The following is a 26,041-nucleotide window of genomic DNA, read 5'->3' as shown; positions in this document are numbered from 1 at the left end:
TCCGACCAACCCCGTTTTCCGTGACTCCGCCGTGACCTTAGGCTATCGAAATTTTTTCGATACGGACCCATTGACGTGACATGCCAGTGGTGCCTACGGTCCCGGCAATCCAGTTGAAACCTTTCACGACGCGGTGAGTTCGGCCAGTGCGGTCTCGCCGGTGTCGTCGAGGAGCCCCCATGACCCACCCGTCCGACTCGGGACCGGCCCCGGTGCTGGCGCTGAAGGACGTCTCCAAGTCCTTCGGTGCCGTACGCGCCCTGCGGGACGTCTCCCTGGAGCTGTTCCCCGGCGAGGTGCACGCCCTCGCCGGGGAGAACGGCGCGGGCAAGTCGACGCTGATCAAGACCCTTGCCGGAGTGCACCGGCCGGACGCCGGCCAGGTGCTGCTCGACGGCGAGCCCGTCGTCTTCCACGGCCCCGGCGACGCCCGCGACGCCGGAATCGCCGTGATCTACCAGGAACCCACGCTCTTCCCCGACCTGTCGATCGCCGAGAACATCTTCATGGGCCGGCAGCCCCGGCGCGCCCTCGGGCGGATCGACCACAAGGCCACCCGCGCGGCCACCACCGCCCTGATGAAGCGGCTCGGTGTCGCCCTCGACCCCGACCGCCCCGCCCGCGGCCTGTCCATCGCCGACCAGCAGATCGTCGAGATCGCCAAGGCGCTCTCCTTCGACGCCCGGGTCCTGATCATGGACGAGCCGACGGCGGCCCTGACCGGCAGCGAGGTCGCCCGCCTCTTCGGCGTCGTCCGCACCCTGCGCGACCAGGGCGCGGCGGTGCTTTTCATCTCGCACCGCCTGGAGGAGATCTTCCAGATCTGCCGGCGGGTCACCACCCTCCGGGACGGCGCCTGGATCGCCAGCGAGCTCATCGACGGCATGACCGAGGACGATCTCGTACGCCGGATGGTCGGCCGCGACCTGGACGAGCTGTACCCGAAGCAGGATGTACAGGCCGGTGAAGTCGCCCTCGCCGTACGGCGGTTGACCCGCGAGGGGGTCTTCACGGACGTCTCCTTCGAGGTGCGGTCCGGCGAGATCGTCGGCCTCGCCGGACTGGTCGGCGCCGGCCGGACCGAGGTCGCCCGCGCCGTGTTCGGCGTCGACCGCTGGGACGCCGGCGAAGTCGAGGTCAGGGGACGGAAACTGACCAGCGGCGCACCCTCCGTCGCGATGTCCGCGGGCCTCGCCCTCGTCCCCGAGGACCGGCGCGCCCAGGGCCTCGTGATGGGCATGTCCATCGAGCGGAACATCGGGCTGACCGGACTGCGTACGACCGTCAGGGCGGGCCTCGTCGACCGGGGCGCCGAACGCAGCCGGTCCCTCGACTGGGCGGTCCGGCTCCAGGTGAAGTACGCCCGGATCGCCGACGCCGTCTCCACCCTCTCCGGCGGCAACCAGCAGAAGGTCGTCCTCGCCAAATGGCTCGCGACCGGACCGAAGGTGCTGATCGTCGACGAGCCGACCCGTGGCATCGACGTCGGTACGAAGGCCGAAGTCCACCGACTCCTCGGTGAGTTGGCCGCCGACGGGGTCGCCGTCCTGATGATCTCCTCCGACCTGCCCGAGATCCTCGGCATGGCCGACCGCGTGCTGGTGATGCACGAGGGCCGGATCACCGCCGAGATCCCGCGCTCCGAAGCCAGCGAGGAAACCGTGATGGCCGCAGCCACGGGGAGGGCCGCCGCATGACGGTGACCACCTCCGAACAGACCCCCGTCGCCGAGACGCCCGGGTCCGCCGGGACCCGGCTCGTCGACCGCGTCTTCAAGATGCGCGAACTCGCCATCCTGGTCGTCTTCCTGGTGATGATCGCCGTCACCCAGGCCGGCAACAGCGAGTTCCTGTCCGAGCAGGGCATCAAGGACCTGCTGCTCAACGCCACCATCCTGGTGCTGGTCGCCACCGGCCAGTCCCTGGTGGTGATCACCCGCAACGTCGACCTGTCCGTCGGCTCCACCCTCGGCATCACCGCCTTCGCCGCCGGCGACTACCTGCACGGCGGCGGCGACCCGGTCGTCGCGATCCTGCTCGCCGTGCTGCTCGGCATCGGCTGCGGGCTGCTCAACGGGCTGCTCGTCAGCCTCGGTCAGGTCCCGGCGCTGGTCGTCACCCTCGGCACGCTGTACATCATCCGGGGCGTCGACTCCATCTGGGTCGGCTCCCGGCAGATCACGGCCGGCGACCTGCCCGGATCCTTCGTCGACTTCGGCTCCGGCGGTCTGTCGGCCGTCCCCTGGCTGGCCCTGATCGCCCTCGCGGTCCTGGTCGCCACCGCCTACTACCTCAAGCACTTCGGCAGCGGGCGGGAGTTGTACGCACTCGGCTCCAACCCCGAGGCCGCGCGGCTGGCCGGCATCCCGGTCCGCAAGCGGATCCTCACCGCCTACACCTTCTGCGGCGCCCTCGCCGGGCTCGCCGGAGCCATGTACCTGGCCCGGTTCGGGAACGTCGACTCCAGCACCGGCAACGGCTACGAACTCACCGTCGTGAGCGCCGTGGTGGTCGGTGGGGTGGTCTTCACCGGCGGCTCCGGGAGCGTGTACGGCGCCGCGCTGGGCGCGCTGCTGCTCACCTCCGTCAACAGTGTGCTGCCGGCCCTCGGGGTCAGCTCCGTGTGGGTCCTCGCCATCAACGGCTGCCTGCTGCTGCTCGCCATCGCCGTCGACCGGATCGTCGCGTCGCGGGTGGCCTCCGCCCTGAAGAAGAGGAGCGCCCGCCATGCCTGACTCCCTGACCCGCGCGGTCCGCTGGGACACGGTCGTCGGTGTCCTGCTGATCGTCCTCCTGCTGCTGTCGTTCGGCTTCGTCGACGGCTTCGGGAACTCCCTCAACCTGTCCTTCCTGATCGGCAACACGCTTCCCATCGCGCTGATCGCCCTGCCGATGACACTGCTGGTCGTCGCCGGCGAGATCGACCTCTCGGTCGCGTCGACCGCCGGGCTTTCGGGCGCGGTCATGGGCAAGCTCTGGAACGAGGGCATGGCCATCGAGACGATCATCCCGTTGTGCCTGCTGCTGGGGGTGGTCTGCGGGCTGGTCAACGGACTGCTGGTGACCCGGCTGGGACTGCCCTCGCTCGCCGTCACCATCGGCACGCTCGCGGCCTACCGGGGCATCGCGCAGATCGTTCTCGGCTCCGACGCGGTGACCGACTTCCCCACGCAGTACCAGGACTTCGCGGCGGGGCGGCTCGGCGACACGTTCCTGCCGCGGGCCTTCCTGCCGTTCCTGGTGCTGCTGGTGATCGCCGTGGTGGTGCTGCACGCCACGCCGTTCGGGCGGTCGCTGTTCGCCGTGGGGGCGAGCGAGGAGGCGGCGCGGTTCGCCGGGATCCGGGTGAAGCGGAACAAGCTGGTGCTGTTCGTGGCGACCGGGTTCATGGCTTCTCTGACGGGGGTCTTCTGGGCGCTGCACTACGCGAGTGCGCGGTACGACAACGCGACCGGGCTTGAACTGAGCGTGGTGGCCGCGGTGTTGCTCGGCGGCATCGACTTCGACGGTGGCCGGGGCACGCTGGGCGGTGCGATCGCCGGGGTGTTTCTCCTCGGGGCGCTGCAGAACGTGATGAGCCTGCTGAACGTGTCCGCGCAGTCCCAGATCGTCGTGACCGGTGTGTTGCTCGTCGTCTCGGTGCTTGGGCCGCGGGTTGCCCGGCAGATCTCGTTGGCTCGGCACAGGGGTGCGAAGGCCGTCTGATTGCTGCGGGCCGTATGTGGCTGGTCGCGCAGTTCCCCGCGCCCCCAAGAAAGGGCGCTTCCACAGCCGTTACTGAAAAAGGAACCCGTCATGCGTAAGTCGTCTCTCCGGCGTGCCTGTGTGGCCCTCGCCGCCGTGTCCTCCCTCGCCCTTGCCGCCACCGCCTGTGGCGGTACCACCAAGAACAACTCCGGCAGCGACGAGTCGTCGGCGGCCACCTCGACCGCGAAGGCCGACCCGAACGCGGCCCTCAAGAAGGGCCTCACCGTCGGGTTCCTGCCCAAGCAGGTCAACAACCCCTACTTCACCTCCGCCGACAAGGGCGGCGAGCAGGCGCTCACCGAGCTGGGCAGCAAGTACAAGGAGGTCGGACCCTCCAGCGCGACCGACACCTCCGGGCAGGTCTCCTACGTCAACACGCTCACCCAGCAGCAGGTCAACGCCATGGCCGTGTCCGCCCAGGACCCCGGCGCCCTGTGCACCGCGCTCAAGCAGGCCATGAGCAACGGCATCAAGGTCGTCACCTACGACTCCGACACCAACGCCGGCTGCCGCAACGCCTTCGTCTCGCAGGCCAGCGCCGAGGACCTCGGCCGGACCGAAGTGCAGCTGCTCGCCGAGCAGATCGGGTACAAGGGCGAGATCGCCGTCCTGAGCGCCGCGCAGACCGCGACCAACCAGAACACCTGGATCGGGTACATGAAGGAGGAGCTGAAGGACCCGAAGTACAAGAACGTCAAGCTGGTCAAGATCGCCTACGGCAACGACGACGCCCAGCAGTCCTTCCAGCAGACGCAGGGCCTGCTCCAGCAGTACCCGGACCTCAAGGGGATCATCTCCCCGACCACCGTCGGCATCAAGGCGGCCGCCCAGTACCTGTCCGGCTCCAAGTACAAGGGCAAGGTCAAGCTGACCGGCCTCGGCACGCCCAACGACATGCGCCAGTACGTCAAGAACGGCACCGTCGACGCCTTCGAGCTGTGGGACCCGGCCAAGCTCGGCGACCTCGCCGCCCGCACCGCCGTCGCCCTCGTCTCCGGGCAGATCACCGGCAAGGAGGGCGAGACCTTCAAGGCCGGCGACACCACGTACACCATCGGCAAGGACGGCGTGATCAACCTCGGCAAGCCGACCGTGTTCGACGCGAAGAACATCGGCCAGTTCAACTTCTAGAGCAGGAGCGGTACTTCATGCAGCGCGTCTGTTTCCTCCTCAAGGTCCGGCAGGACCGCCTCGCCGAGTACCGCGAACGCCACGCCGCCGTGTGGCCGGAGATGCGCGAGGCGCTCTCCGCCACCGGCTGGCACAACTACTCGCTCTTCCTGCGCGACGACGGCCTGCTGGTCGGCTACCTGGAGACCGAGGACTTCGAGGCCGCCCGCGCCGGCATGGAGGCCACCGAGGTCAACGCCCGCTGGCAGGCCGAGATGGGCCCCTTCTTCGAAGCCCTCGACGGCACCCGCCCCGACGAGGCGATGAAACCGCTCACCGAAGTGTTCCACCTCGCCTGACCCGTCCCCCCCCGGGAGCCGCTCGTGAAAAGACGTACCGTGCTGGGCGCCGCCCTCGTCGGAGCCGTGGCCACCCCCGCCCTCGCCGCCGGCACCGCCCGCGCGGCCGACCCAGGACCGTCGGTGAACAAGCAGCAGAGCACTCAACTCGACGCCCAGGCGATCTACTTCGTCTCCTACGACGGCCTGGTCAACAACAACTCCTTCCAGAAGAACGGCCTGTTCACCTACCAGGGCTACCAGTACGCCGGCTGGTACACCTCGACCGGCTCCGCGGTGCTCGGTCGCCGGGTGCTCGGCGGGTCGTCGTGGTCGACCGTCACCCTCGCCCACCAGCTCAAGTCCAGCGACTCGCACAACGTCATCTCCATGGGCGTGTCGAAGACCGACGGCCGGCTCCACATCAACATGGACTCGCACAGCGACGGCTTCTTCTACGTCAGGTCGGTCGCCGGGCTGCTGGACAACCCCGGTTCCACCGCCTGGACTTCGGCCGTCTTCGGTGCCGTACAGACCTCTCTCGACGGGGTGTCGCTCACCTCGCAGTTCACGTACCCGCAGTTCATCTCCACCCCCGAGGGGAAGCTCCAGCTCAGCTACCGGGTGGGGATCTCCGGGAACGGCCGTAACGCCCTTGCGGAGTACGACGGTTCGAGCTGGACCGCGCTGGGGGAGTGGAGCAGCTCCACCGGGACGTACACCAGCGCGCACGGTTCGTCGACCGCCCGCAACATGTACCTGCACGGCGTCGACTACGACGTCAACGGACGGCTGCACTCCTTCTTCACCTGGCGCGAGCAGAGCGCCGCCGTGATGTGCAACAGCGGCGGCATCACCAACCACGACACCGGCTACGTCTACTCCACGGACCGCGGCCGGACCTGGCGTAACGACGCCGGCGCCCTGGTCGCCACCACCGGCAGCCCGGACACCGTCGCCGTCACCGACTCCGGGCTGGTCGTCGACTCCCTCAACCCCGACCACTCCCTGATGAACCAGGAGAGCCAGTGGACCGACTCCACCGGCCTCCCGCACGCGATCATCAGCTATGTCCCCGGCCGCTTCGGCCAGTGCACCACCGACTACGTCGCCGACCGCACCGCGAACGGCCGCGCCTTCCACGTCCGCAAGAACTCCGCCGGCAGCTGGCAGAAGACCGAGATCCCGGTCGCCCTGAACTCCAGCCAGCGCACCAAGCTGGTCCTGGACAGGTACGACAACGCCTACGCCGTGTTCCCCTACGGCCGGATCGCCGGCGCGTCCAAGGCATCCGGGTACTCCGACTGGGCACTGCTCTACGACGGCAGCGACCTGAACGCCTTCGGCGAGGTCGTGATCGACGAGATGCGCGTCAAGGCTGACAACGTGCTGTCGTTCATGTACCAGGAGACATCGAGCGGTACGACACCCTCCGCGCTCCATGTCGTCGACTTCGCCCTGCCCGCCTGACCCGGACCGGTGTGCGAGTCATGTCGTAATGTGAAGCCCTTCCCGATGTGCCCTTCCGTGCTGTGAAGGCGCCGTCCACGTTTCCTGGAGGTCTCGCCCGATGGCCCAGTCGGTGGGTATCAAGGACGTCGCCCGTGCCGCCGGAGTCTCGGTGGGCACGGTCTCGAACGTCATCAACCGCCCGGACACCGTCGCCGGCGAGACCCGGGCGCGGGTGCAGTCGGCGATCGACCGGCTCGGCTACGTCCGCAGCGAGTCCGCACGCCAGCTGCGCGCGGGCCGCAGCCGGATCATGGGCCTGCTCGTCCTCGACATGGGCAACCCCTTCTTCGTGGACGTGGCCCGGGGCGCCGAGCGGGCGGCCCGGGAGGCCGGGCTCGGCGTGATGGTCTGCAACAGCGCGCAGAACGCCGGCGAGGAGGCCGACTACCTCGCACTCTTCGCCGAGCAGCGGGTGCGTGGCGTCCTGCTCACCCCGGCCGACGCCACCGGCCGCAACATCGAGACCTTCCGCCGGCACGGCATCCCCTTCGTCCTGGTCGACCGGGTCGCCGAGGGCACCACCGAGTGCTCGGTGAGCGTCGACGACGTGGCCGGCGGCGCCCTCGCCGTCCGCCATCTCGTCGACGCCGGGCACCGGTCCATCGCGTACGTCAGCGGCCCGCCCGGCCTCAACCAGGTCCGCGACCGCCGCACCGGCGCCCTGAACGCCCTCGCCGAGGCCGGGTTCGGCCCCGACGCGCTGCGCGAACTGCCCACCGAGCGTCTCGACGTCGCCGCCGGCCGGGACGCGGGCGCCCGCCTCCTCGGCCTCGCCGACCGGCCCACCGCCGTCTTCTGCGCCAACGACCTCCTTGCTCTCGGCGTCCTCCAGGCCATGTACGCGGCCGGGGTGGTCGTCCCGGACGACCTCGCCATCGTCGGCTACGACGACATCGAGTTCGCCGCCGCGGCCGCCGTACCGCTGACCTCGGTCCGCCAGCCCGCCGTCACCATGGGCGCCATGGCCGCCGACCTCCTCCTGGAGGAGACCGAGGACCGGGAGGGCCGGGCGCCGCACGAGCACCGCCGGGTGGTACTCCAGCCGGAACTGGTGGTGCGCCGCTCCAGCCTGGCCGCCCGCTGATCGGTTGTTCAGTAACGTTTTCATGATCTCGGGGGTACCCGGGCCCCGGACATGTGCTGAACTGGGTCGCGACCGTCCGTCCGTCCCGGGAGAACCGTTGAGCCTCAGCTACCGCCAGCCCGGCGTCGTCCTCACCGACCGCCACTTCACCGTCCCTCTGGATCACGCAGAACCGGACGGCGAGACCATCGAGCTGTATGCCCGGGAGGCGGTCGCGAGTGACAAGGCGGACCAGGAGCTGCCCTGGCTGCTGTATCTGCAGGGTGGTCCCGGTTTCGGAGCGAATCGTTTCGTCGGGCGGCAGGCCTGGCTCGACCGGGCCCTGGACGAGTACCGCGTCCTGCTCCTCGACCAGCGCGGCACCGGCCGCTCCACCCCGGTCAACCGGCAGACCCTCCCGCTGCGCGGCGGCCCGGCCGCCCAGGCCGACCACCTGGCCCGCTTCCGCGCCGACTCCATCGTCCGGGACTGCGAGGCGATCCGCCCGCAGGTCACCGGCGGCGACCCGTGGACGACCCTGGGCCAGAGCTTCGGCGGCTTCTGCACGGTGACGTACCTGTCGTTCTTCCCCGAGGGCCTCAAGACCTCCGTGATCACCGGCGGCCTGCCGTCCCTCGACGCGCACGCCGACGACGTCTACCGCGCCGCCTACCCGCGCATCGAGCGCAAGGTCGCCGCGCACTACGCCCGCTACCCGCAGGACGTCGAGCGGGTCCGCCGCATCGCCGAGCACCTCCTGGACCGCGAGACCCTGCTGCCGAACGGCTACCGGCTCACCGTCGAGGCCTTCCAGTCCCTCGGCCTGATGCTGGGCACGAGCGACGGCAGCCACCGCCTGCACTTCCTCCTGGAGGACGCCTTCGTCCGCACCCCGTCCGGCCCCGACCTCTCCGACGCCTTCCAGGAGCAGGTACAGAGCCTCCTCTCGTATGCGAGCAACCCGCTGTACGCCCTCGTCCACGAGCCGATCTACGGCCAGGACGCCCGCCCCACCGCCTGGGCGGCCGAGCGGGTCCGCGCCGAGTTCCCGCAGTTCGACGCGGCCAAGGCGCTCGCGGGCGACGCCCCGGTCCTGTTCACGGGCGAGACCGTGCACCCCTGGATGTTCGAGACCGACCCGTCCCTGCGGCCGCTGAAGGCGGCGGCCGACCTGCTCGCCGCCCGCACCGACTGGCAGCCGCTGTACGACCCGGCCCGCCTCGCCGCCAACGAGGTCCCGGTCGCCGCCGCCGTCTACCACGACGACATGTACGTCGACGCCGGGCACTCGCTGCGCACCGCAGGGGCCGTCCGGGGCCTGCGCACCTGGGTCACCGACGAGTTCGAGCACGACGGACTGCGCGCCGGCGCGCCGAGGGTCCTGGACCGGCTGCTGAAGCTCGCCCGCGACGAGGCGTGACGTCCGGTAAACCAGGTTGCGGGCGTGGCGGGCCCGCATAGTCTGCGGCCATGGACGAACGGGGGGACATGAACATGGACGCGGAACTGCTGGCCGGCCGTTTCCAGGAGCACCGCGGGCACCTGCGCGCGGTGGCCTACCGGATGCTCGGCTCGCTCGCCGAGGCCGAGGACGCCGTCCAGGAGGCCTGGTTCAGGCTCGGGCGTACCGACGCGGACGAGATCAGGAACCTCGGCGGCTGGCTGACCACGGTGGTCGGCCGGGTCTGCCTCGACATGCTGCGCTCCCGTACGGCGCGCCGCGAGCAGCCCATCGACGAGACGTTCGTCCCCGACCCGGTGATCCGGCCGCTGTCGAGCGTCGACCCCGAACAGGAGGTGCTGGAGGCGGACTCCGTCGGGCTCGCCCTCCTCATCGTCCTGGAGACGCTGGAGCCCGCCGAGCGGCTGGCGTTCGTCCTGCACGACATGTTCGCGGTGCCCTTCGACGACATCGCGCCCATCGTGGAACGCAGTCCGGCGGCCACCCGGCAGCTGGCCAGCCGGGCCCGCCGCCGGGTCCAGGGGGCCACGCCCACCGGCGACCCCGACCTCGGGCGGCAACGCAAGGTGCTGGAGGCCTTCCTGGCCGCCTCCCGGGGCGGCGACTTCGAGGCGCTGGTCGCCCTGCTCCACCCGGATGTGGTGCTGCGCGTCGACTCGGGTGCGCTGGTGCGCGGCGCGGCCGCCTCCAAGGTCGTACGCGGGGCGCGGACGGTGGCCGAACAGGCGCTCACCTTCCGGCAGTTCGCGGACTCGGCGTGGCTCGCGCTGGTCAACGGCACCGTCGGCATGGTCACCACGCCCGAGGGACGCCCGCTGTCGGTCATGGCGGTCACCGTCGCCGAAGGCCGGATCACCGAGATGTACATCCTCGCCGACCCCGAGCGGCTCGCCCGCCTGGAACTCACCGCCGGGGACGACTGACAGCCGGTCAGACGGCGGCCGGGGGCCGATGGGGGCTCACGGTCCGTCCGTCGGGGAGGAGTTCACCGGTGTCGTCGAAGACGATCGTGCCGTCGCACAGCAGGCTCCAGCCCTGTTCGGGATGAGCCGAGACGATCACGGCCGGGTGGTGGTCGGGGTGGTCGGCGCCGGGGCACGGGGGCTGATGCCTGCACATGGTCCGTCTCCTGTCCTGCGGGCTGCTGCCTCTGTGGTAGCCGAGCTTGTTTTCCGTTGGATGAGAGGGCCCCTACAAGGCCGGAAACTCATCGGTGGGTTTCCGATGGAGATCACGCGCGCCGACGGCGTGACCTTCTGATCGTGTGGTCCGCGTCTCACCCGAGAGCGGGGTGTCACATTCGGCGCCCTCGGACCCCTCCCATGACCGAAGCAGCTTGGACGACGCCACCGTGTGCACGCCCGAGCCCAGCAGGAGAGGGGAAGTACGTGAAACTCGTGATATTCGGGGCGAACGGGCCGACCGGGCGGGAGACCACCGCGCAGGCGATCGCCGAAGGGCACACGGTCACCGCCGTCACCCGCCGCCCCGAGGCGTTCCCGCTGAGCGACCCGCGACTGCGGGTGGCCGGCGCGGATGTGCTCGACCCGGCCGCCGTGGAACGCGTCGTGGTCGGGCAGGACGCGGTGATCTCGACGCTCGGGGTGCCGTACGGCCGAAACCCCGTCACCGTGTACTCCGAGGGCATCACCCACATCACGCGGGCCATGACGGAGCACGGCGTGCGACGCCTGGTCTGCGTGTCCTCGACCGTGCTCTTCGGTGTGCCGGCACCCGGCGAGACCTTCTTCTTCCGGAAGGTGCTCGAACCCGTCATCGCGCGCACGATGGGGCGCACCGTGTACGAGGACATGCGCCGCATGGAGGAGATCGTGCGCGACGGCGACCACCGGTGGACCGTGGTCCGTCCCGCCGGCCTCTTCGACGCGGCTGCCGTCAGCGACTACCAGGTGGGCACCTCGCGCCTGCCCGGCCGGTTCACCTCGCGAGCGGATCTGGGAAACGTGCTGCTGCGCGAGGCGGTCGGCGACCGTCACGTACGCGCCTTCGTCGACGTGCGCACCACGGAAGGCGTTCCGAGCCTCCTCGACGTCATCCGCAAAGAGGCGTTCGGAGGCAAGAAGCCCATGCCGGCCGAGAAGGACCGCGCTCATGTCTGAAGACCGTTTCATCCTGCTGGAACCGGGTGCCGCCAGGCCGGGACGGATCCCGTTGCCGCCCGCGTTCGCCGTCAAGGCGACGACCGAGGACACCGAGGGGCGCTTCTCGCTGCTGGAGGTGATCCTGGCCCAGGACATCCCACGGCATGTCCACCATCGCGCGGACGAGGGCATCTACGTGCTGGACGGCATCCTGGAGATCGAGTTCGACGACCGGAGGCACCGCGCGCCCAAGGGGACGTTCGCGCTGCTCCCGCACGGCGTCCCGCACGCCCTTCGCCGGGCCTCCGACCCGCCGCCCCGGGTCCTTCAGATCTCCTCGCCCGGCGGCTGGGAGCGGTACGTCGAGGACCTGATCGAAGCGGGACCCGCCGTCCTCACCGAGGGGCGCCTGGATCCCGCCAAGATCAATCCCATCGCGGCCGAACACCACATCAGCTACCAGGAACAGGGATGAGTACGTCACCCGGCACCGGAGACCGGCAGGACAGTCCCGCGCACACCGCGACGCGGCTCTTCACCGACCACCGCGAGCTGCTGTTCTCCGTCGTCTACAACATGCTCGGCAGCGTCGCCGACACGGAGGACGTGCTCCAGGAGACCTGGCTGTCCTGGTCCGGGAAGAACAGCCGGTCGCCGCTGGCGGAGATCGGCAACCCGCGTGCCTATCTCGTCCGGATCGCGGTGAACCACGCGCTCGCCCGGCAGACGGCCATCGCCTCCCGCCGTGAGACGTACGTCGGGCCCTGGCTGCCCGAACCCCTGATCACCGACGCCCCCGACGCCGCCACCGGCCTCGCCCCGGACACCGCCGACCGCACGGTCCGCAACGACTCCGTCTCCCTGGCGATGCTGGTGGTCCTGGAGACCCTCACCCCGCTGGAACGGGCGGTGTTCGTCCTGCACGAGGTGTTCGGTTATCCCCACACCGAGATCGCCGACATGCTCGACCGCAGCCCGGCCGCCGTCCGGCAGGTCGCCCACCGGGCCCGCGCCCATGTGCACGCCCGCCGTCCCCGCTACCGGGCCCGGCCCCGGGTCCGGCGGGAGGCGACCGAACGGTTCGTCGCGGCCGCCCTCGGCGGCGACCTGCAGGCGCTCCTGGAGATCCTCGCCCCGGACGTGACGGTCTGGATCGACGGCGGAGGGGCCCGGCAGGGGGCCGGGCTGCGCCCGGTCCAGGGCCGGGAGAAGGCCGCCCGCATGCTGGCCGGCTACGCCTCCCGGCGGGCCGGGGACCTGGACGTCCACTACCGCAGCGTCAACGGTGACGACGCCGCGGTGCTGTTCTCGGGCGACTCCCCGTACGCGGTGATGGTCATGGACCTCACCCCGGACGGCGACCAGGTCTCCGGCGTCTACGTCGTCACCAACCCGGCCAAGCTCACCCACGTACGGCCGGACGACGAGGACCCCGGCCAGGCCCCCGATCAGTAGCGGGCCGTGCTCTCCAGCAGCGGCGGGCTGGGAAATGCGGACGAGGAGGTCCTCGCCTGTCAGTAGGCTGACCGGGTGCCAGAACAGATATCCGAACGGGCTCGGCTGAGCGGCGACTGCGCCCGCTGCTTCGGGCTGTGCTGTGTAGCCCTGCCGTTCACCGCCTCGGCGGACTTCGCGGTCGACAAGCCCGCGGGAAAGCCCTGCGGCAACCTCGGCGGCGACCACCGCTGCGGCATCCACACCGAGCTGCGGCAGAAGGGGTTCGGCGGCTGCACGGTCTACGACTGCTTCGGCGCAGGGCAGAAGGTCTCGCAGGTCACCTTCGGCGGACAGGACTGGCGTGGCGGGTCCCAGGAGGACGCCAGCCGGATGTTCGACGCGTTCCCGGTCGTACGGCAGCTGCACGAACTGCTCTGGTATCTGACGGAGGCCCTGGGTCTGGCGGCCGCCCGCCCTGTGCACGCCGCGCTGCGCGCCGCGCTGCGGGAGACAGAGCAGCTGAGTCTCGGTACGCCCGAAGAACTGGCCGCCCTGGACGTGGCCGCCCATCGGCAGGAGGTCAATGTGCTGCTGCTGCGGACCAGCGAGCTGGCCCGGGCGGGGGTGCGCGGCAGGAAGAAGGACCGGCGGGGCGCCGACCTGATGGGCGCCCGCCTCAGGGGCGCCGACCTGCGCGGGGCGAGTCTGCGCGGCGCCTACCTCATCGCCGCCGACCTCACCGGGGCCGATCTGCGGGACGCGGACCTGATCGGCGCCGACCTGCGGAACGCCGACCTCCGTGACGCGGACCTCACGGGCGCCTTCTTCCTGACCCAGCCCCAGCTCGACGCGGCCCGGGGCAACGCGGGGACGCGTCTGCCGGTGTCAGTCACCCGCCCCGTGCACTGGACAGCCGCCGCCGCTCTCTGACGTGGGCGCCTCCGGCACGGTCACCGGCGCCGGGGCGGGGGTGCGGCGCTCCAGCCGCAGCCGCAGCCCCTCCGGCATCAGGGTGAGCCGCTCGGTCACCCGCAGCTGGTAGTCCGGGTCGCCCCCGAGGCCGTAGCGGCGCAGCAGCAGGCCGAGGACCAGGGTGGCCTCGTGCAGGGCGAACTGGCGGCCGATACAGGCGCGCGCGCCGGTGCCGAACGGCTTGAAGGTGTGCGGGGCCCGGCCGCGGGCCGCCTTCGCGTCGAATCGGTCCGGGTCGAAGCTCCCGGCGTCCGGGCCCCACACCTCGGGGTCCCGGTGCAGCATCGGCGTCAGGACCAGCGCCCAGGCGCCCCGGCGCATCGGGTGCCGCCCGGCCAGCACGGTGTCCTGGCGCGCCTCGCGGGCGAAGGCGGGGGCCGTCGGCCACAGCCGTAGCGACTCGTCGAGGACCCGGCGGACATAACGGAGTTTGGCGACCTGGTCGTAGCCCGGCGCGGGCGTGTCGCCCCAGACGCGGTCCACCTCGGCGGCCGCCCTGGCCGCGATCTCGGGGTGCAGGGCGAGGTAGTACAGGGCGAAGGAGAGCGCGCCCGAGGTGGTCTCGTGGCCGGCCACCAGGAAGGTGATCACCTGCCGTCGTACGTTCTCGGCGGAAAGGCGCTCACCGGTCTCCGGGTGGGACGTCTCCAGCATCCGGTCGAGCAGGTCGCCCTCCCCGCGCCCGGTCCGGCGCCGCTCGGCGACCAGGTCGTCGACCGTGCGGTTGAGGTGGTCGATGTCGGCCGCGTTGCGCCGGGAGGCCTGCCGCAGCATCAGCGGGGCCAGCGGCGCGGGCACGCTGTTGAGGCGCTGCGCGTAGGTGAGCGTGCCGATCATCGAGGTCACGAAGGGGTGCGGCCGGTCCCGCTCGAACGAGCCGAAGTCGTGCCCGAACCCGGTACGGGCGATCGTCTCCAGGGTCAGCTTGGTCATGTCGCCGGGCACGTCCACCCAGCGGCCGGCCGCCAGCTCACGGTCCCAGTGGTCGGTCAGCCGTCCGGCCACCGCCAGCATCATCGCGTGGTAGCCCTCCATGGCCTCCCGGCTGAAGCCCGGGGCGAGGACGTCGTGTGCCAGCTGCCAGTTCGGCTCGTGGTTGTACGCCGTGAACAGGCCGTCCCCGGCGACCGGACGGAGATTGGCCACCCCGAGCCCCACGTGCTTGGCGAACCGCGACTCGTCGGCCATGTCGGCGGCCAGTTCGGCACCCCACACGAACACGAACTCGTTGCCGAACGCCCTGCGCCGGAAGATCGGGCCCAGCTGCTCCGCGATGCGCATCGAGTCCTGGAGCGGGGTGCGCCGGTCGACGCCCAGGACGTCGCCGAGAAGCGGCAGCCGGCGCGGCGGGTGCGGGATGCGGTGCAGTTCCGGCCAGCCGTGCTCGGCGCCCCGGAACCCCTTCGGCAGCGGGCCGTCCGGCCCCGTCCCCGGCTGCGTGACCGTCTCCGCCATGACGCGATCTCCCTCGATGCTGCGGCAGGTTGAGCTAGTTGTACGTGAGTTCAATAGGCGGTTTCAGTCTCGTCCCGTTGTTGAACCCACGTCAAGTAAAGTGCGGACATGGTCCCGAACCAGGGTGAGCGCAGCCGCCGCAGACTCAGCACCGCGGCCCGCCGTGAGCAGCTCCTCTCGGTCGGGGCCAGGCTCTTCTCGGACAGTCCCTACGACGACGTGTGGATCGAGCAGGTCGCCGAGATCGCGGGTGTCTCCCGAGGTCTGCTGTACCACTATTTTCCGACGAAACGTGATTTCTTCGCGGCGGTCGTGGAGCGGGAGAGCGAGCGGATGCTCCGGATGACGGCGGCCGAGCCGGGTGTGCCCGCCCGTGAGCAGCTCACCGCGAGCCTCGACATCTACCTCGACTACGTCCAGACCCACGCGCACGGCTTCCGCGCCTTCCATCGCGCGGAGGCCTCCGGTGACCAGGCCGTACGCCGCGTCTATCGGCAGGCCCAGGCCGCCCAGGAGCGCCAGATCCTCGCCGCCCTCGCGGGCGACCCCGAGTTCGGCCCCGCCCTCGAACGGCGCCCCGACACCCGGCTGGCGGTGCGCGGCTGGCTCGCCTTCACCACCCATGTCTGCCTGGAGTGGCTGCGCACCGAGGAACTGACGCGGGAACAGGTGCGGGACCTGTGCGCGCGGGCGCTGCTGGGCGTCATCTCCTGACCGCCCCTGTTCCGCCCTTGCCTTGTTCTTCACATGCCTGACGTGCTCCGCGCTTGGCGTACCCTCCGATCTTCGATAGCTTAGGTGAGGCTTACCTAAGGAGGTTTCGGGATGGGTGACGAACAGGCAGCCTGGGCGGCCGGACCCGGTGCGGCGGAGCAGGCCCGGTCCCTGCTGGCCGTCGCGTGGTCGTGCATGGTGACCGCGGACGGCGGACGCGAGGAGTACGTCGGCGCGCACGCCGTCGCCGACGACGGCCGGGTGCTGCTGCACGTGCCCGAGGACAGCGCACTGCTCACGGCCGCGATCTGCGCCCCGCGCGGCGAGCCGTCCGCGGTGCTGGAGTTCGCCGATGTCGCACCCGTCCCGGTGCGGGCCCGGATCCGGGCCCGGCTCTGGATGGCCGGCTGGTTCGCCGCCGACGACGACCACCTCGTCTTCCGACCCACCCGCGTGGTGCTGCGCCGGCCCTCCGGTGCGGTGGTCGTCGGCCTCGACGAGTTCGCCGCCGCCCGCCCGGACCCGCTGGCCGGTGCCGAGGCCACACTGCTGACCCACCTCGCCGACGCCCACCCGGACGCCGTCGAGCGGCTCACCCGGCTCGTCGAGCCCGAGAGCCTGCACGCCGCGACCCGTGTCCAGCCCCTCGCCGTGGACCGGCACGGACTGACCCTGCGCATCGAACGCACCCGCGCCCACGGGGACGTACGGCTCGCCTTCCACGCGCCCGCCGACGACGTCGCCCAGCTCACCGAGCGCATGCACGTGCTGCTGGCCCAGGCGAGCGCGGCCGCCTCCTGCCCGCGGACGCTACAGCGGCAGCGCGCAGACGGCGACCGGTGACGCGAACGGCTCGCCGGCGAGCCGGAGTTCACCGCTGTCCGGGTCGACGGTGAAGACGCTCACGGTGCCGGAGCGCTGGTTGGCCGCGAACAGCAGCCGGCCGTCGGGGGAGAAGGCGATCTGGCGGGGGAAGTCCCCGTGCACCGGCACCGTGTCCAGCAGCCGCAGCCGGGCCCCGTCGGCCTCGATCGCGTACCGCGCGAGCGTGTTGTCGCCCCGGTTGGCCAGATAGGCGTAGGCGCCGTCCGCGGTGACCAGGAGCTGGGCCGGGTAATTGGTGGTGCCGGCGGCGCTGCCGGTGGACTGCGGCTCGCCGATCGTCAGCCGGCCGGTGGCCGGGTCGTACGCGCAGACCGAGACCGTGTCGCCCACCTCGTCGGCCAGGTACGCGTACCGTCCGCCCGGATGGAAGGTCAGATGGCGGGGGCCCGCCCCCGGCTTCGTGTGCGCCTGGGCGACCTCGGTGAGTGTGCCCTGCGTGGGATCGAGGCGGTAGCTGTAGACCGTGTCGGTGCCCAGGTCCACGGCGAGGACGTGGCCGCCGTCCGGGCCGGTGATGAACTGGTGGGCGTGCGGGCCCTGCTGGCCGGGTCCGGGCGCCGGGCTGGAGTGCGTGACCAGGGCCGTGCGCTCGCCGAGGGCGCCGGTGGCGTCGATCGGGTGCACGGCCACGCTGCCCGAGGTGTAGTTGGCGCTCAGCAGCCAGCGGCCGGTGGGATGGACCGAGAGGTGACACGGGCCCGCCCCGCCCGTGCTCCGGCTGCCCAGGATCCTCCGGTCCGCCAGGCGTACGGCGGTCACGCTCCCGTCCGTGCGCTCGTTCACCGCGTACAGCGTGCGCCCGTCCGGATGGACGGCCAGGTACGACGGGTCGGCGACCCCTGTGAGCGTGCCGGCGCCGGTGATCAGGCCGGTCGCCGGGTCGTAGGTGGCGAGGCCGATGCCGGTGCCGCCGCCGTCCACGGAGGTGTAGGTGCCGAGGTAGAGCGGGCGGGGAGCCGAGGGCGTCTTCGCGGGGGTGGCAGCCGCAGGGCGCGCCGCCCGGTGCGGCCGCTCCGCGGGCGGTGCCGCCGGGGCCGGGACCGCGACCACCGCGGCCGCGCCGGCCAACGCACCGACGAACCGGCGCCTGCTCCAGCCGCCGCGCGTCCCATCCGTACCACTGCCCATGCCACGCACCTCAGGTCGTGAGTCACCCCGGACCTGACACACCTTGACTTGGACCGAGGGGGCGGCGCAAGTGAAGCAACATCCGTTGCATCCAGTGCAATGGGCGTCACCAGTCGCCATCCTCCACCGGTTCGCCCGCCGCGTCCTTCAGGGGGACCACCTGCCCCGGGGACGGCTGCTGCCAGGGCTCCAGGTCGTCGCCGAGCCAGTCGCCGACCGGCTTGACCGCCTCCAGGGTGTCCGTGGGGGCGAGATCCCGGGCGTCCTGGTCGTAGTAGTCGTACCAGGGCAGCCCCGCGCGGGTGTACGCCGCCCGGTCCACCGGCGACGGCGGGGGCGCCTCGCCCGTGACGCGGTGCCACTGCGGGGGCGTGACCAGGTGCACGAAGACGCGTCCGGCCGGGGTCTGCGTCCAGTCCCGCGACGGCCGGTCGTCCTCGTACACCTCCTGGCGCATCGAGCCGCCGACGCCGAGGCCCATCCCGGCCGACCTGGCGGCCGGGGCGGGAGCGGGGAGGGCGGACATCATCGGCAGGGCCGCACCGAGACCGCCGGCCGGTCCGGGCCCGCGGGTGCGCTCCCGCCGCAGCTGCTCCTGGCGCAGCCGCTCCAGGCGCCGCCACTCGGCGAGCGGCCCGTCCGCGAGCGTGAAGGACTGGAGCTGCACCCCGCCCCACACCTCCTCGCCGGTGACCTGCCCCTCCACGGTCGCGCCCAGCCCGAGCGGCACCGCCACGAACTGGCGGACCGTGCCCTTCCCGGAGTTGATGCCGTCCAGCCACGGCTGCCGGGGCAGGACCAGGTAGTTCTGCGGCTTCCGGGACAGCCGGTCGCGCCACGGCTCGCCGGACACCGCGCACACCTTGCCGACGCCGACCTGGAGGGCGGCCGGTTCCGTCGTGCCCGCGAAGCTCAGCCACATCGCCTCGCGCAGGTACACCGGCAGCATCACCCCGCCCCACGCCCGCCACTCGGCCGGAACCGTGTCCGGGTAGTCGCTCACCCGCCGGACCGGGAACTCGCCGAGCCCCGGCGGCAGCGGATGCGTGCCCGTCTCCGGCAGCCGCAGCGTGCGCACGAACCGCACCGCCACCCCGCCCGGCAGCCGCAGTGTGTTCCCGTCGATCCGTACCGCCGTGTCCGTCATCGGCGTGCCCCCTTCTGCGTCCCGGAGGGAGAACGCACCGCACCGCCGGCCCGGTTCCGCCGCAGCCGCTCCGGTACGCCCACCCGCTCCCGCAGCCAGGTCAGCCACGGCCGCTTGGCGCGCTGCTCGCCGGAGACCCGGTCCAGCTCCTCCAGCAGACGGCGGGTGCGGTGCTCGGTGTCCAGCTCGTCGAGGAGCCGGTTGACCTCGGTCAGGACGGCGCCGAGCAGCTGCCAGTTCCGGTCGTCGCGGTGGACCTCCTCCTGGAGCAGGCCGGCGAGCTTGTCGCGGGTGCCGGACGCGGTGTTCAGCTCGGCGGCGAGCCGGGCCTCGGCCGACTCGGCGTTCTCGCTGATGCTGGTGGTCACCAGCACCGCGAAGCTGACCACGGCGTCGGCGATCTGGGACAGCAGCTGCTCGACGGCGGCGCCCGCGTCCGGTGCGAACAGCGGTTCGGGTTCGCGGGCCTTGGCCAGGTCGGTGAAGGTCCGGGCCAGCACGCGCAGCACGACCGTGCAGATCTCCAGCGTGTCCAGGCCGGTGCGCAGCACCACCCGGTGCAGCAGGCCCTCCCTGACCCGTGGATTGAGCCGCAGGCTGTCCTCCGCCTGCCGCAGCGCCGCGTCCACCTCCACGATGGCGTGGTCCAGGCGGCGGGCCTCGTGCAGCCGCGCGGCCGCCTGCTGCCAGGGCATGATCTCCGCCGCCTCCTCGCCCATCCGCAGCATCAGCTGGCGCAGCCGGCGGGCGAGTCCCTCGATCGACTCGCCGGCCTCGTCCACCCACACCGGAGGCGGGAGCAGGAGGTTGCAGCCCATGCCGACGACCGCGCCGATCAGGGTCTCCACGATCCGCGCCCAGGCGGTGCTGCTGATGGTGGTGACCCCGAGCACCAGCATGGCGCTGATCGCCACCTCGGGGATGTACTCGTCGACGCGTACCAGATGCCCCACCGCCAGTGAGGCCACGATCAGCAGGGCCAGGCTCCACCAGGTCAACCCCACCAGCTGGCTGAAGGCGATGGCGACCAGCACACCGGCCACCACCGAGTTGACCCGGCGGAAACCGTTGGTCAAGGTGGCGTACAGGGTCACCTGGACGACCAGCAGCGCGGTCAGCGGTGCGGTCAGCGGAGCCGGTTCCGGGCTCAGGTGCAGCGCGACGACGTAGGCGATCGTGGCCGCGGCGGCCGACCGCAGCGTCTGGACGACCACCGGGTCCCGATGCCGCCGCAGCAGTCGCGACAGTCCCTCGGCCCACTTCCGTACGTCTGGCATCTTCTGGCCTGTTCCCGCTCGCGTGATACGTCGAACGTATTTTCCACAGATCACTCGCGCGCGCTAGTGGCTGGTCGACCAGAGTGGATCACGGAGCCTCTCCCGAAGTGCCGTGGAGACCGCGGCACGGCACCGGAAATCGAACGCCTGGCCGATGCGTCTGCGGCAACGGGGGACAACTGGACGGTCGGGTGGGACAGAAGGGCTGGGGCGTTGGACTTCGGTGCGGTGCTGTGCACGACGGCGGGCCTGGTACTGCTGGGGATCGCGGTGCGCGAGGGCACGGTGGTACAGCGGTTGCGGCAGCACGGGGTGCGGACCTGGGGCGTCGTCGTGGACAACGTCCGCACCCGCGACAACCAGGGACCGAAGTGGATCCCCGTCATCGCCTTCACGGACCGCTCGGGCCACCGGGTGGAGTTCTAGCCCCGCATGCAGGGGGCCGGCCTGGGGCTGGAGACGGGACGGCAGGTGGAGATCGTCTATCTGGCGCAGAGCCCCCGGGTCGCCCGGGTCCGCATGTGGCGCCATGTGGTGGGGCCGCTGGTGTTCCTCGTGTTCGGCGGGACGGCCTTCCTGGGCATGGGGGTCGTCATCGCCCTGACGAGCTGACCCGCGAGGAAATCGCGGTGACCGGGCCGACGGTGATCGGCTAGGGTCGGCCGGCATCGGACGGGCCACAGGGGGAACCCGATGGATCTCGCGGACGCCGGGACGGCACGGAGCGCGGCGGCGCTGCGCCATGTGGCCGCGCTGTCCTCGGGGCCGCCCCTCGACCCCCTCCTGCGGATCACCGTGAACTTCCACCCCGACCGGATCTCGGCCGGTCTGCCGATCCTGGAGGCGCTCGCCCGGGACGGCGCCTACCACTCCCAGTTCGTCACCGGGACCAGCAACGGCGGGCTCACCGCGCACCCCGGCGGCGACCGCTGGCGCTGGGAGAGCCGGATCTTCGGCGGAACCTACGACGACGCCGGCCCGGCCGAGCGGCCGGTCTACGGCGCGCTGGACTTCCGGCGCCAAGTGGTCGGCGCGGCCCCCCGGTTCGGTTCCTCGCACCTCCGGCTGACCGGACCGGCCCTCCACCGGGCCACCTTCTGCTACCCCGACAGCGCGGCCGAGCCGACGGACTTCGGCGTGGCCGCCGGCACCCACCTGCTCGCCCTGGCTGAGGCCGACGAGCGGGACGCCCTCAACGACTACATCGAGACCCAGGTGCACGGCGGGATACGGCTCGACCGGGACGTCGAGGCCCTGGTGCTGGACGCCTGCTACCGGGGTACGCCCGTGGCGGTGGCCGCCCGCCGGCTGCCCTTCCCGGTCGAATGGCACCCCGGCTACCGGCTCACCGTTCCCGACCTGCGCCGGCATGCCGACTACCGGGGCCCGCAGTACGCCGAACTCGGCGCTCTGATCGCCGAGAAGGGCGTCGTCGACCCCCGGATCATCGGCGCGGCGGCACGCACCGGCCGGTACGGGATCCAGGACCTCAAGATGGTCTGGCACACGCTGGCCCGCTTCGGTGCCCCGGAGGGCGCGGGCACGGCCTACTCGGCCGGGGCGGGCGGCCAGACGCCCGGCTTGAGCACGCCCAAGGCGTAGGCGCGGGCGACCAGTTCGGTGCGGTTGGCCGCTTCCCAGCGGGCCGACAGACGGCGCAGATGGTAGGTGACACCGTCCCGGGTCAGGCCCAGGTCACGGGCGGCCCGCGCGGTGGTGGCGCCCCCGGCCAGCAGCGCCAGCACCCGCCCCTCGACCGGGGTGACCCGTGCGGGCTCCGCCTCCGGTGCCGCACGCTCGCCGTCCACCCGCAACATCACCAGCAGCGACGGCGTCTCGCCCACCGCCTCGCTCACCGGGTCCGCCGTCAGCTCCCCGTACCGCTCGGCCCCGTCGGGCGCCCGCCACCGTACCGACACCTGGTAACGCGAGCGGTGCCGCAGCCGCAGCGCCTCGGCGATCCGCTCCACCTGGGCCTCCTCCTGCGGCCGGAACAGGTCCAGCACATCCCGGCCGCGCAGCCGGCCCGGCGTCGTACCGCACTCGGCGGCCATCGCCGGGTTGGCCAGCGCCACCAGCCCGTACACGTCGCACACCGCGACCGGCACCGCCACCCGGTCGAACAGCATCAGGGCGCGATTGCGCCACACCACGCCGTCGAGCCCGCCCGCCTCCATGCCCACCACCGCTCCTCGTCTCTCCCCCTCATCCAAGGCGACCGTCCAGGTCAGAGGCAACTTCACCGGCACCGCGCAAGAGCCGGCGGGCACTTTCCACTGCACGTTCATGTAGTGCGGCGGCGCCGGTCCGCGTCCCCCGAGGACCACGCTGGATCACAGGACTTCCGTACCGCGAAAGGCAGTTGTCGCGCCATGCCCCCCACCGCGCTGCACCCCGTCACCGCACCCACCCCGCACGGCGTCCCCGTCGTCGACATCACCGCCACCGGCCCCGGCCGCACCCCCATCCAGCAGGTCATGGACCTGATGCGGGAGCACGGGCCGGTCCTCGTACGACGGCTGCACGGGCGGGACACCCTGTTCGTCGCCGACGCCGACCTGGTCGCCGACCTCGCCGACGAGCAGCGGTTCGCCAAGCACGTCGGACCCGCCCTGGAGAACGTCCGCGCCTTCGCCGCCGACGGGCTGTTCACCGCCTACAACGACGAGCCCAACTGGGCCAAGGCGCACGACATCCTCATGCCCGCCTTCGCCCTCGGCTCGATGCGCACCTACCACCCGGTGATGGTCGAGGTCGCCCGCCGGCTCATCGAGTCCTGGGACCGGGCCGCCCGCGACGGCCGCCCGGTCGACGTGCCGGACGACATGACCCGGATGACCCTCGACACCATCGGCCTGGCCGGCTTCGGCTACGACTTCGGCTCCTTCGAGCGCGCCGAACCCCACCCCTTCGTCGAGTCCATGGTCCGCTGTCTGGAGTGGAGCATGACCCGCCTGGCCCGCCGGCCCGGCACCGACCACTCGGCGGCCGACGCGGCCTTCCGGGACGACGCCGACCACCTCGCCCGGGTCGTCGACGACGTCATCGCCTCCCGCACCGGCACCGACCAGAGCGCGGCCGAGGACCTGCTCGGCCTGATGCTCTCCGCCCGGCACCCCGAGGACGGCACCACCCTGGACCGCGCCAACATCCGCAACCAGGTCATCACCTTCCTCATCGCGGGCCACGAGACCACCTCCGGCGCGATGTCCTTCGCCCTGTACTACCTGGCCAAGCACCCGACCGCACTCCAACTGGTGCAGCGCGAGGCCGACGCCCTGTGGGGCGACACGCCCGACCCTGAGCCGACCTACGACGAGGTCGGCCGCCTGGCCTACACCCGGCAGGTGCTCAACGAGGCGCTGCGGCTGTGGCCGACCGCCGCCGCGTTCGGGCGGCACGCCCTGGACGACACCCTGCTCGGCGGCCGGATCCCGCTGAAGGCCGGACAGGCCGTCACCGTGCTCGCCCCGATGCTGCACCGCCAGCCCGTCTGGGGCGACAACCCCGAACTCTTCGACCCCTCCCGGTTCACCCCGGAGGCGGAGGCGGCCCGCCCGGTGCACGCCTTCAAGCCCTTCGGCACCGGCGAACGCGCCTGCATCGGGCGGCAGTTCGCCCTCCACGAGGCGACCATGCTGCTGGCCATGCTGGTGCACCGCTACCGGCCGCACGACCACGCGGACTACGCGCTCACCGTCAAGGAGACCCTCACCCTCAAGCCCGAGGGGTTCACCCTGACCCTCACCCCGCGCACCTCCGCCGACCGCGTCCACCAGCCCCTGCCGGGGGCGCCGGCGACGGTCGAGCACGCCCCGCACACCACGGCCGCGCTCCCGGCCCGGGTCCGCTCCGGCACCGGCGCCCTCCTCCTGCACGGCAGCAACTACGGCACCTGCCGGGGCTTCGCCGCCGGGCTCGCCGACGAGGCGGGCGAGATCGGCTGCGCCACGGAGGTCGCGGCCCTGGACGCCTACGCCGGCGGTCTGCCCACCGACCGGCCCGTCGTCATCACCGCCGCCTCCTACAACGGCCGCCCCACCGACGACGCCACCGCCTTCGCGGCCTGGCTCGACAGCGCCCCCGACCTCACCGGAGTCACCTACGCCGTCCTCGGCGTCGGCGACCGCAACTGGGCCGCCACCTACCAGCACTTCCCGACCCGCTGCGACGCCCGCCTCGCCGAACTCGGCGCCACCCGCCTCATCGACCGGGCCGCAGCCGACGCCTCCGGCGACCTCACCGGCACGGTCCGCGAGTTCACCGCACGGCTGCGCACCGCCCTGCTCGAGCACTACGGCGACCCCGACGCCGCCCCGGCCGGATCCGGGCCCACCGCCGGGTACGAGGTCCGCACCCTGACCGGCGGCCCCCTCGACGCCCTCGCCGAGCGCCATGGACTCGTCCCCATGACGGTCACCGAGGCATACGACCTCACCGCCCCCGGCCACCCCCGCACCAAGCGCTTCCTGCGCGTGGCCCTGCCGGACGGCGTCACCTACCGCACCGCCGACCACCTCGCCGTGCTCCCCGCCAACGACCCCGCACTCGTCACCCGGGTGATCACCGCCCTCGGTGTCGACCCCGACACCGTCCTCGACATCCGCGCCACCCGCCCGCGCCGGGACGGCCTCGCCGTCGACCGCCCGCTGACGGCACGGCAACTCCTCACCCACCACGTCGAGTTGCAGGAGCGCCCGAGCGCCCACCAGCTCTCCCTTCTCGCCGACGCCAACCCCTGCCCGCCGGAGAAGGCCGCCCTCGCGTCCCTGAGCGACGACCCGCGCACCCTCGTCGAGATCATCGAGGACCACCCCGCGCTGCGCGGCGCCCTCGACTGGCCGCGCCTCCTGGACCTGCTGACCCCGCTGAAGCCCCGGCACTACTCGATCTCCTCGTCCCCGGCCGCCGACCCCCGCCACGCCGACCTGATGATCTCCCTGCTGGAGGCCCCCGCCCGCTCCGGCAAGGGCACCTATCGGGGCACCGGCTCCGGCCACCTGGCCGTCGTGCGTCCCGGCGCCACGATCCACGCCCGCGTCCAGCCCTGCCGGGAGGCCTTCCGCATCGACGCCGGCGCACCGGCCGTCATGATCGCCGCGGGCACCGGCCTGGCCCCCTTCCGGGGCGCCGTCGCCGACCGCACCGCGGCCCTCGCGGCAGGTGCCGAACTCCCGCCCGCCCTCTGCTACTTCGGCTGCGACGCCGCCGACGCCGACTACCTGCACGCCGAGGAACTCCACGCCGCGCAGACCGTCGGCGCCGTCTCCCTGCGCCCGGCCTTCAGCACCGCGGGCACCTTCGTCCAGCACCGCATCGCCGCAGAGGCCGACGAGGTGTGGGCTCTGCTGGCGGCGGGCGCGAGGGTGTACGTCTGCGGCGACGGCAGCCGGATGGCACCGGGGGTGCGGGAGGCGTTCCGCACGATGTTCCGGGACCGCGTGCCCGAGGGAAATCCCGACGAATGGCTGAACTCCCTGGTGGCGGAGGGCCGTTTTGTGGAGGATGTATACGCGGCGTCCTGATCGACGCCCCGAGCCGGAGCGCCCCGCCAGGGGCGCGGGGAACTGCGCGAGCAACCACAACGAACCCTCCGCCCGCGTGCGATCTCCACTTCCATGGTGCGACCCGGCATTAACCCCTCCTTAGCTCACAGCGTGAACTAAGGGTTGGGAAAATATCGCTTCCGGCCC

General features: G+C 71.9%; 25 protein-coding genes. 19 read left to right on the top strand and 6 right to left on the bottom strand.

What is annotated here, in order from left to right:
- Positions 1–179: 179 nt before the first annotated feature.
- The 9 genes from KVT45_RS04505 (at position 180) to sigJ (KVT45_RS04465) (ending at position 10,154) form a co-directional block, all read left to right on the top strand.
- Positions 180–1,697: a sugar ABC transporter ATP-binding protein gene (locus KVT45_RS04505; protein ID WP_217545146.1), complete on the top strand. Its 1,518-nt coding sequence runs from the start codon at positions 180–182 to the stop codon at positions 1,695–1,697.
- The gene (locus KVT45_RS04500) at positions 1,694–2,734 is read left to right on the top strand and encodes an ABC transporter permease (protein ID WP_217545145.1); all 1,041 of its coding nucleotides are present in this window, start codon (positions 1,694–1,696) and stop codon (positions 2,732–2,734) included. Before KVT45_RS04505 ends, KVT45_RS04500 begins: the two co-directional genes overlap by 4 nt.
- The gene (locus tag KVT45_RS04495) at positions 2,727–3,704 is read left to right on the top strand and encodes an ABC transporter permease (RefSeq protein WP_217545144.1); all 978 of its coding nucleotides are present in this window, start codon (positions 2,727–2,729) and stop codon (positions 3,702–3,704) included. Before KVT45_RS04500 ends, KVT45_RS04495 begins: the two co-directional genes overlap by 8 nt.
- A 90-nt stretch (positions 3,705–3,794) precedes the next feature.
- Positions 3,795–4,877, top strand: coding sequence for a rhamnose ABC transporter substrate-binding protein (gene rhaS, locus KVT45_RS04490; protein WP_217545143.1), 1,083 nt, complete (start codon positions 3,795–3,797; stop codon positions 4,875–4,877).
- Between the two features lie 17 nt (positions 4,878–4,894).
- Positions 4,895–5,215: an L-rhamnose mutarotase gene (locus KVT45_RS04485; protein ID WP_217545142.1), complete on the top strand. Its 321-nt coding sequence runs from the start codon at positions 4,895–4,897 to the stop codon at positions 5,213–5,215.
- A gap of 24 nt (positions 5,216–5,239) precedes the next feature.
- Positions 5,240–6,664 (top strand): BNR repeat-containing protein, encoded by a 1,425-nt coding sequence (locus tag KVT45_RS04480; RefSeq protein ID WP_217545141.1) that lies wholly within the window; start codon positions 5,240–5,242, stop codon positions 6,662–6,664.
- Positions 6,665–6,764: 100 nt separating this feature from the next.
- Positions 6,765–7,790, top strand: coding sequence for a LacI family DNA-binding transcriptional regulator (locus tag KVT45_RS04475; RefSeq protein WP_217545140.1), 1,026 nt, complete (start codon positions 6,765–6,767; stop codon positions 7,788–7,790).
- A gap of 97 nt (positions 7,791–7,887) precedes the next feature.
- A complete protein-coding gene (locus KVT45_RS04470) occupies positions 7,888–9,189 on the top strand; it encodes an alpha/beta fold hydrolase (RefSeq protein ID WP_217545139.1) in 1,302 nt (433 codons plus the stop codon).
- A gap of 68 nt (positions 9,190–9,257) precedes the next feature.
- Positions 9,258–10,154, top strand: a complete 897-nt coding sequence (sigJ, locus tag KVT45_RS04465; protein ID WP_217545312.1) for an RNA polymerase sigma factor SigJ — start codon at positions 9,258–9,260, stop codon at positions 10,152–10,154.
- 7 nt (positions 10,155–10,161) lie between these two features.
- On the opposite strand, the gene KVT45_RS04460 is transcribed toward sigJ (KVT45_RS04465), so the two are convergent.
- On the bottom strand, positions 10,162–10,350 hold the full coding sequence (locus tag KVT45_RS04460; protein WP_217545138.1) for a DUF5999 family protein: 189 nt from the start codon (positions 10,348–10,350) through the stop codon (positions 10,162–10,164).
- Between the two features lie 269 nt (positions 10,351–10,619).
- Here KVT45_RS04460 and KVT45_RS04455 point away from each other — a divergent pair, with 269 nt between their 5' ends.
- The 4 genes from KVT45_RS04455 (at position 10,620) to KVT45_RS04440 (ending at position 13,700) form a co-directional block, all read left to right on the top strand.
- Complete coding sequence (locus KVT45_RS04455; RefSeq protein ID WP_217545137.1) at positions 10,620–11,351, top strand: NAD(P)-dependent oxidoreductase; 732 nt, start codon at positions 10,620–10,622, stop codon at positions 11,349–11,351.
- Positions 11,344–11,808 (top strand): cupin domain-containing protein, encoded by a 465-nt coding sequence (locus tag KVT45_RS04450; RefSeq protein WP_217545136.1) that lies wholly within the window; start codon positions 11,344–11,346, stop codon positions 11,806–11,808. The genes KVT45_RS04455 and KVT45_RS04450 overlap by 8 nt, the downstream gene beginning before the upstream one ends.
- Positions 11,805–12,788 carry an RNA polymerase sigma factor SigJ gene (gene sigJ, locus KVT45_RS04445; RefSeq protein ID WP_217545135.1) on the top strand — a complete coding sequence of 328 codons (984 nt, stop codon included), beginning with the start codon at positions 11,805–11,807 and terminating at the stop codon, positions 12,786–12,788. Before KVT45_RS04450 ends, sigJ (KVT45_RS04445) begins: the two co-directional genes overlap by 4 nt.
- Positions 12,789–12,863: 75 nt before the next feature.
- Complete coding sequence (locus KVT45_RS04440) at positions 12,864–13,700, top strand: pentapeptide repeat-containing protein (protein WP_217545134.1); 837 nt, start codon at positions 12,864–12,866, stop codon at positions 13,698–13,700.
- Here KVT45_RS04440 and KVT45_RS04435 read toward each other — a convergent pair.
- Positions 13,656–15,197 (bottom strand): cytochrome P450, encoded by a 1,542-nt coding sequence (locus KVT45_RS04435; RefSeq protein WP_217545133.1) that lies wholly within the window; start codon positions 15,195–15,197, stop codon positions 13,656–13,658. The two genes, KVT45_RS04440 and KVT45_RS04435, sit on opposite strands and share 45 nt — an antisense overlap.
- Before the next feature lie 108 nt (positions 15,198–15,305).
- Here KVT45_RS04435 and KVT45_RS04430 point away from each other — a divergent pair, with 108 nt between their 5' ends.
- Both KVT45_RS04430 and KVT45_RS04425 read left to right on the top strand, forming a co-directional pair.
- The gene (locus tag KVT45_RS04430) at positions 15,306–15,911 is read left to right on the top strand and encodes a TetR/AcrR family transcriptional regulator (protein ID WP_217545132.1); all 606 of its coding nucleotides are present in this window, start codon (positions 15,306–15,308) and stop codon (positions 15,909–15,911) included.
- A 111-nt stretch (positions 15,912–16,022) separates the two neighbouring features.
- Positions 16,023–16,754 carry a DUF2470 domain-containing protein gene (locus KVT45_RS04425; protein ID WP_217545131.1) on the top strand — a complete coding sequence of 244 codons (732 nt, stop codon included), beginning with the start codon at positions 16,023–16,025 and terminating at the stop codon, positions 16,752–16,754.
- Here KVT45_RS04425 and KVT45_RS04420 read toward each other — a convergent pair.
- The 3 genes from KVT45_RS04420 to KVT45_RS04410 form a co-directional block, all read right to left on the bottom strand.
- On the bottom strand, positions 16,722–17,924 hold the full coding sequence (locus tag KVT45_RS04420) for a lactonase family protein (protein ID WP_217545130.1): 1,203 nt from the start codon (positions 17,922–17,924) through the stop codon (positions 16,722–16,724). The two genes, KVT45_RS04425 and KVT45_RS04420, sit on opposite strands and share 33 nt — an antisense overlap.
- 106 nt (positions 17,925–18,030) lie before the next feature.
- A complete protein-coding gene (locus KVT45_RS04415) occupies positions 18,031–19,071 on the bottom strand; it encodes a hypothetical protein (protein WP_217545129.1) in 1,041 nt (346 codons plus the stop codon).
- On the bottom strand, positions 19,068–20,348 hold the full coding sequence (locus KVT45_RS04410; protein WP_217545128.1) for an FUSC family protein: 1,281 nt from the start codon (positions 20,346–20,348) through the stop codon (positions 19,068–19,070). Before KVT45_RS04410 ends, KVT45_RS04415 begins: the two co-directional genes overlap by 4 nt.
- Positions 20,349–20,561: 213 nt before the next feature.
- Between KVT45_RS04410 and KVT45_RS04405 the strand changes: the two genes are divergently transcribed.
- The 3 genes from KVT45_RS04405 (at position 20,562) to KVT45_RS04395 (ending at position 21,950) form a co-directional block, all read left to right on the top strand.
- Positions 20,562–20,774, top strand: coding sequence for a DUF3592 domain-containing protein (locus KVT45_RS04405; RefSeq protein WP_217545127.1), 213 nt, complete (start codon positions 20,562–20,564; stop codon positions 20,772–20,774).
- A 6-nt stretch (positions 20,775–20,780) separates the two neighbouring features.
- On the top strand, positions 20,781–20,960 hold the full coding sequence (locus KVT45_RS04400) for a hypothetical protein (protein WP_217545126.1): 180 nt from the start codon (positions 20,781–20,783) through the stop codon (positions 20,958–20,960).
- 81 nt (positions 20,961–21,041) lie between these two features.
- A complete protein-coding gene (locus tag KVT45_RS04395) occupies positions 21,042–21,950 on the top strand; it encodes a DUF3626 domain-containing protein (RefSeq protein ID WP_217545125.1) in 909 nt (302 codons plus the stop codon).
- Here the strand turns inward: KVT45_RS04395 and KVT45_RS04390 are convergent.
- On the bottom strand, positions 21,896–22,525 hold the full coding sequence (locus KVT45_RS04390; protein WP_217545311.1) for a PAS domain-containing protein: 630 nt from the start codon (positions 22,523–22,525) through the stop codon (positions 21,896–21,898). The genes KVT45_RS04395 and KVT45_RS04390 overlap by 55 nt on opposite strands.
- A 195-nt stretch (positions 22,526–22,720) precedes the next feature.
- On the opposite strand from KVT45_RS04390, the gene KVT45_RS04385 reads away from it, so the two are divergent.
- On the top strand, positions 22,721–25,873 hold the full coding sequence (locus KVT45_RS04385; RefSeq protein WP_217545124.1) for a cytochrome P450: 3,153 nt from the start codon (positions 22,721–22,723) through the stop codon (positions 25,871–25,873).
- Positions 25,874–26,041 lie beyond the last annotated feature (168 nt).

Origin of the sequence: Streptomyces sp. GbtcB6, assembly GCF_019091475.1 — a bacterium.
GTDB classification, from domain to species: Bacteria; Actinomycetota; Actinomycetes; order Streptomycetales; family Streptomycetaceae; genus Streptomyces; species Streptomyces hyaluromycini.
Note: the sequence above shows the minus strand (reverse complement) of the source record. Positions and strands in the feature narration are given on the sequence as shown.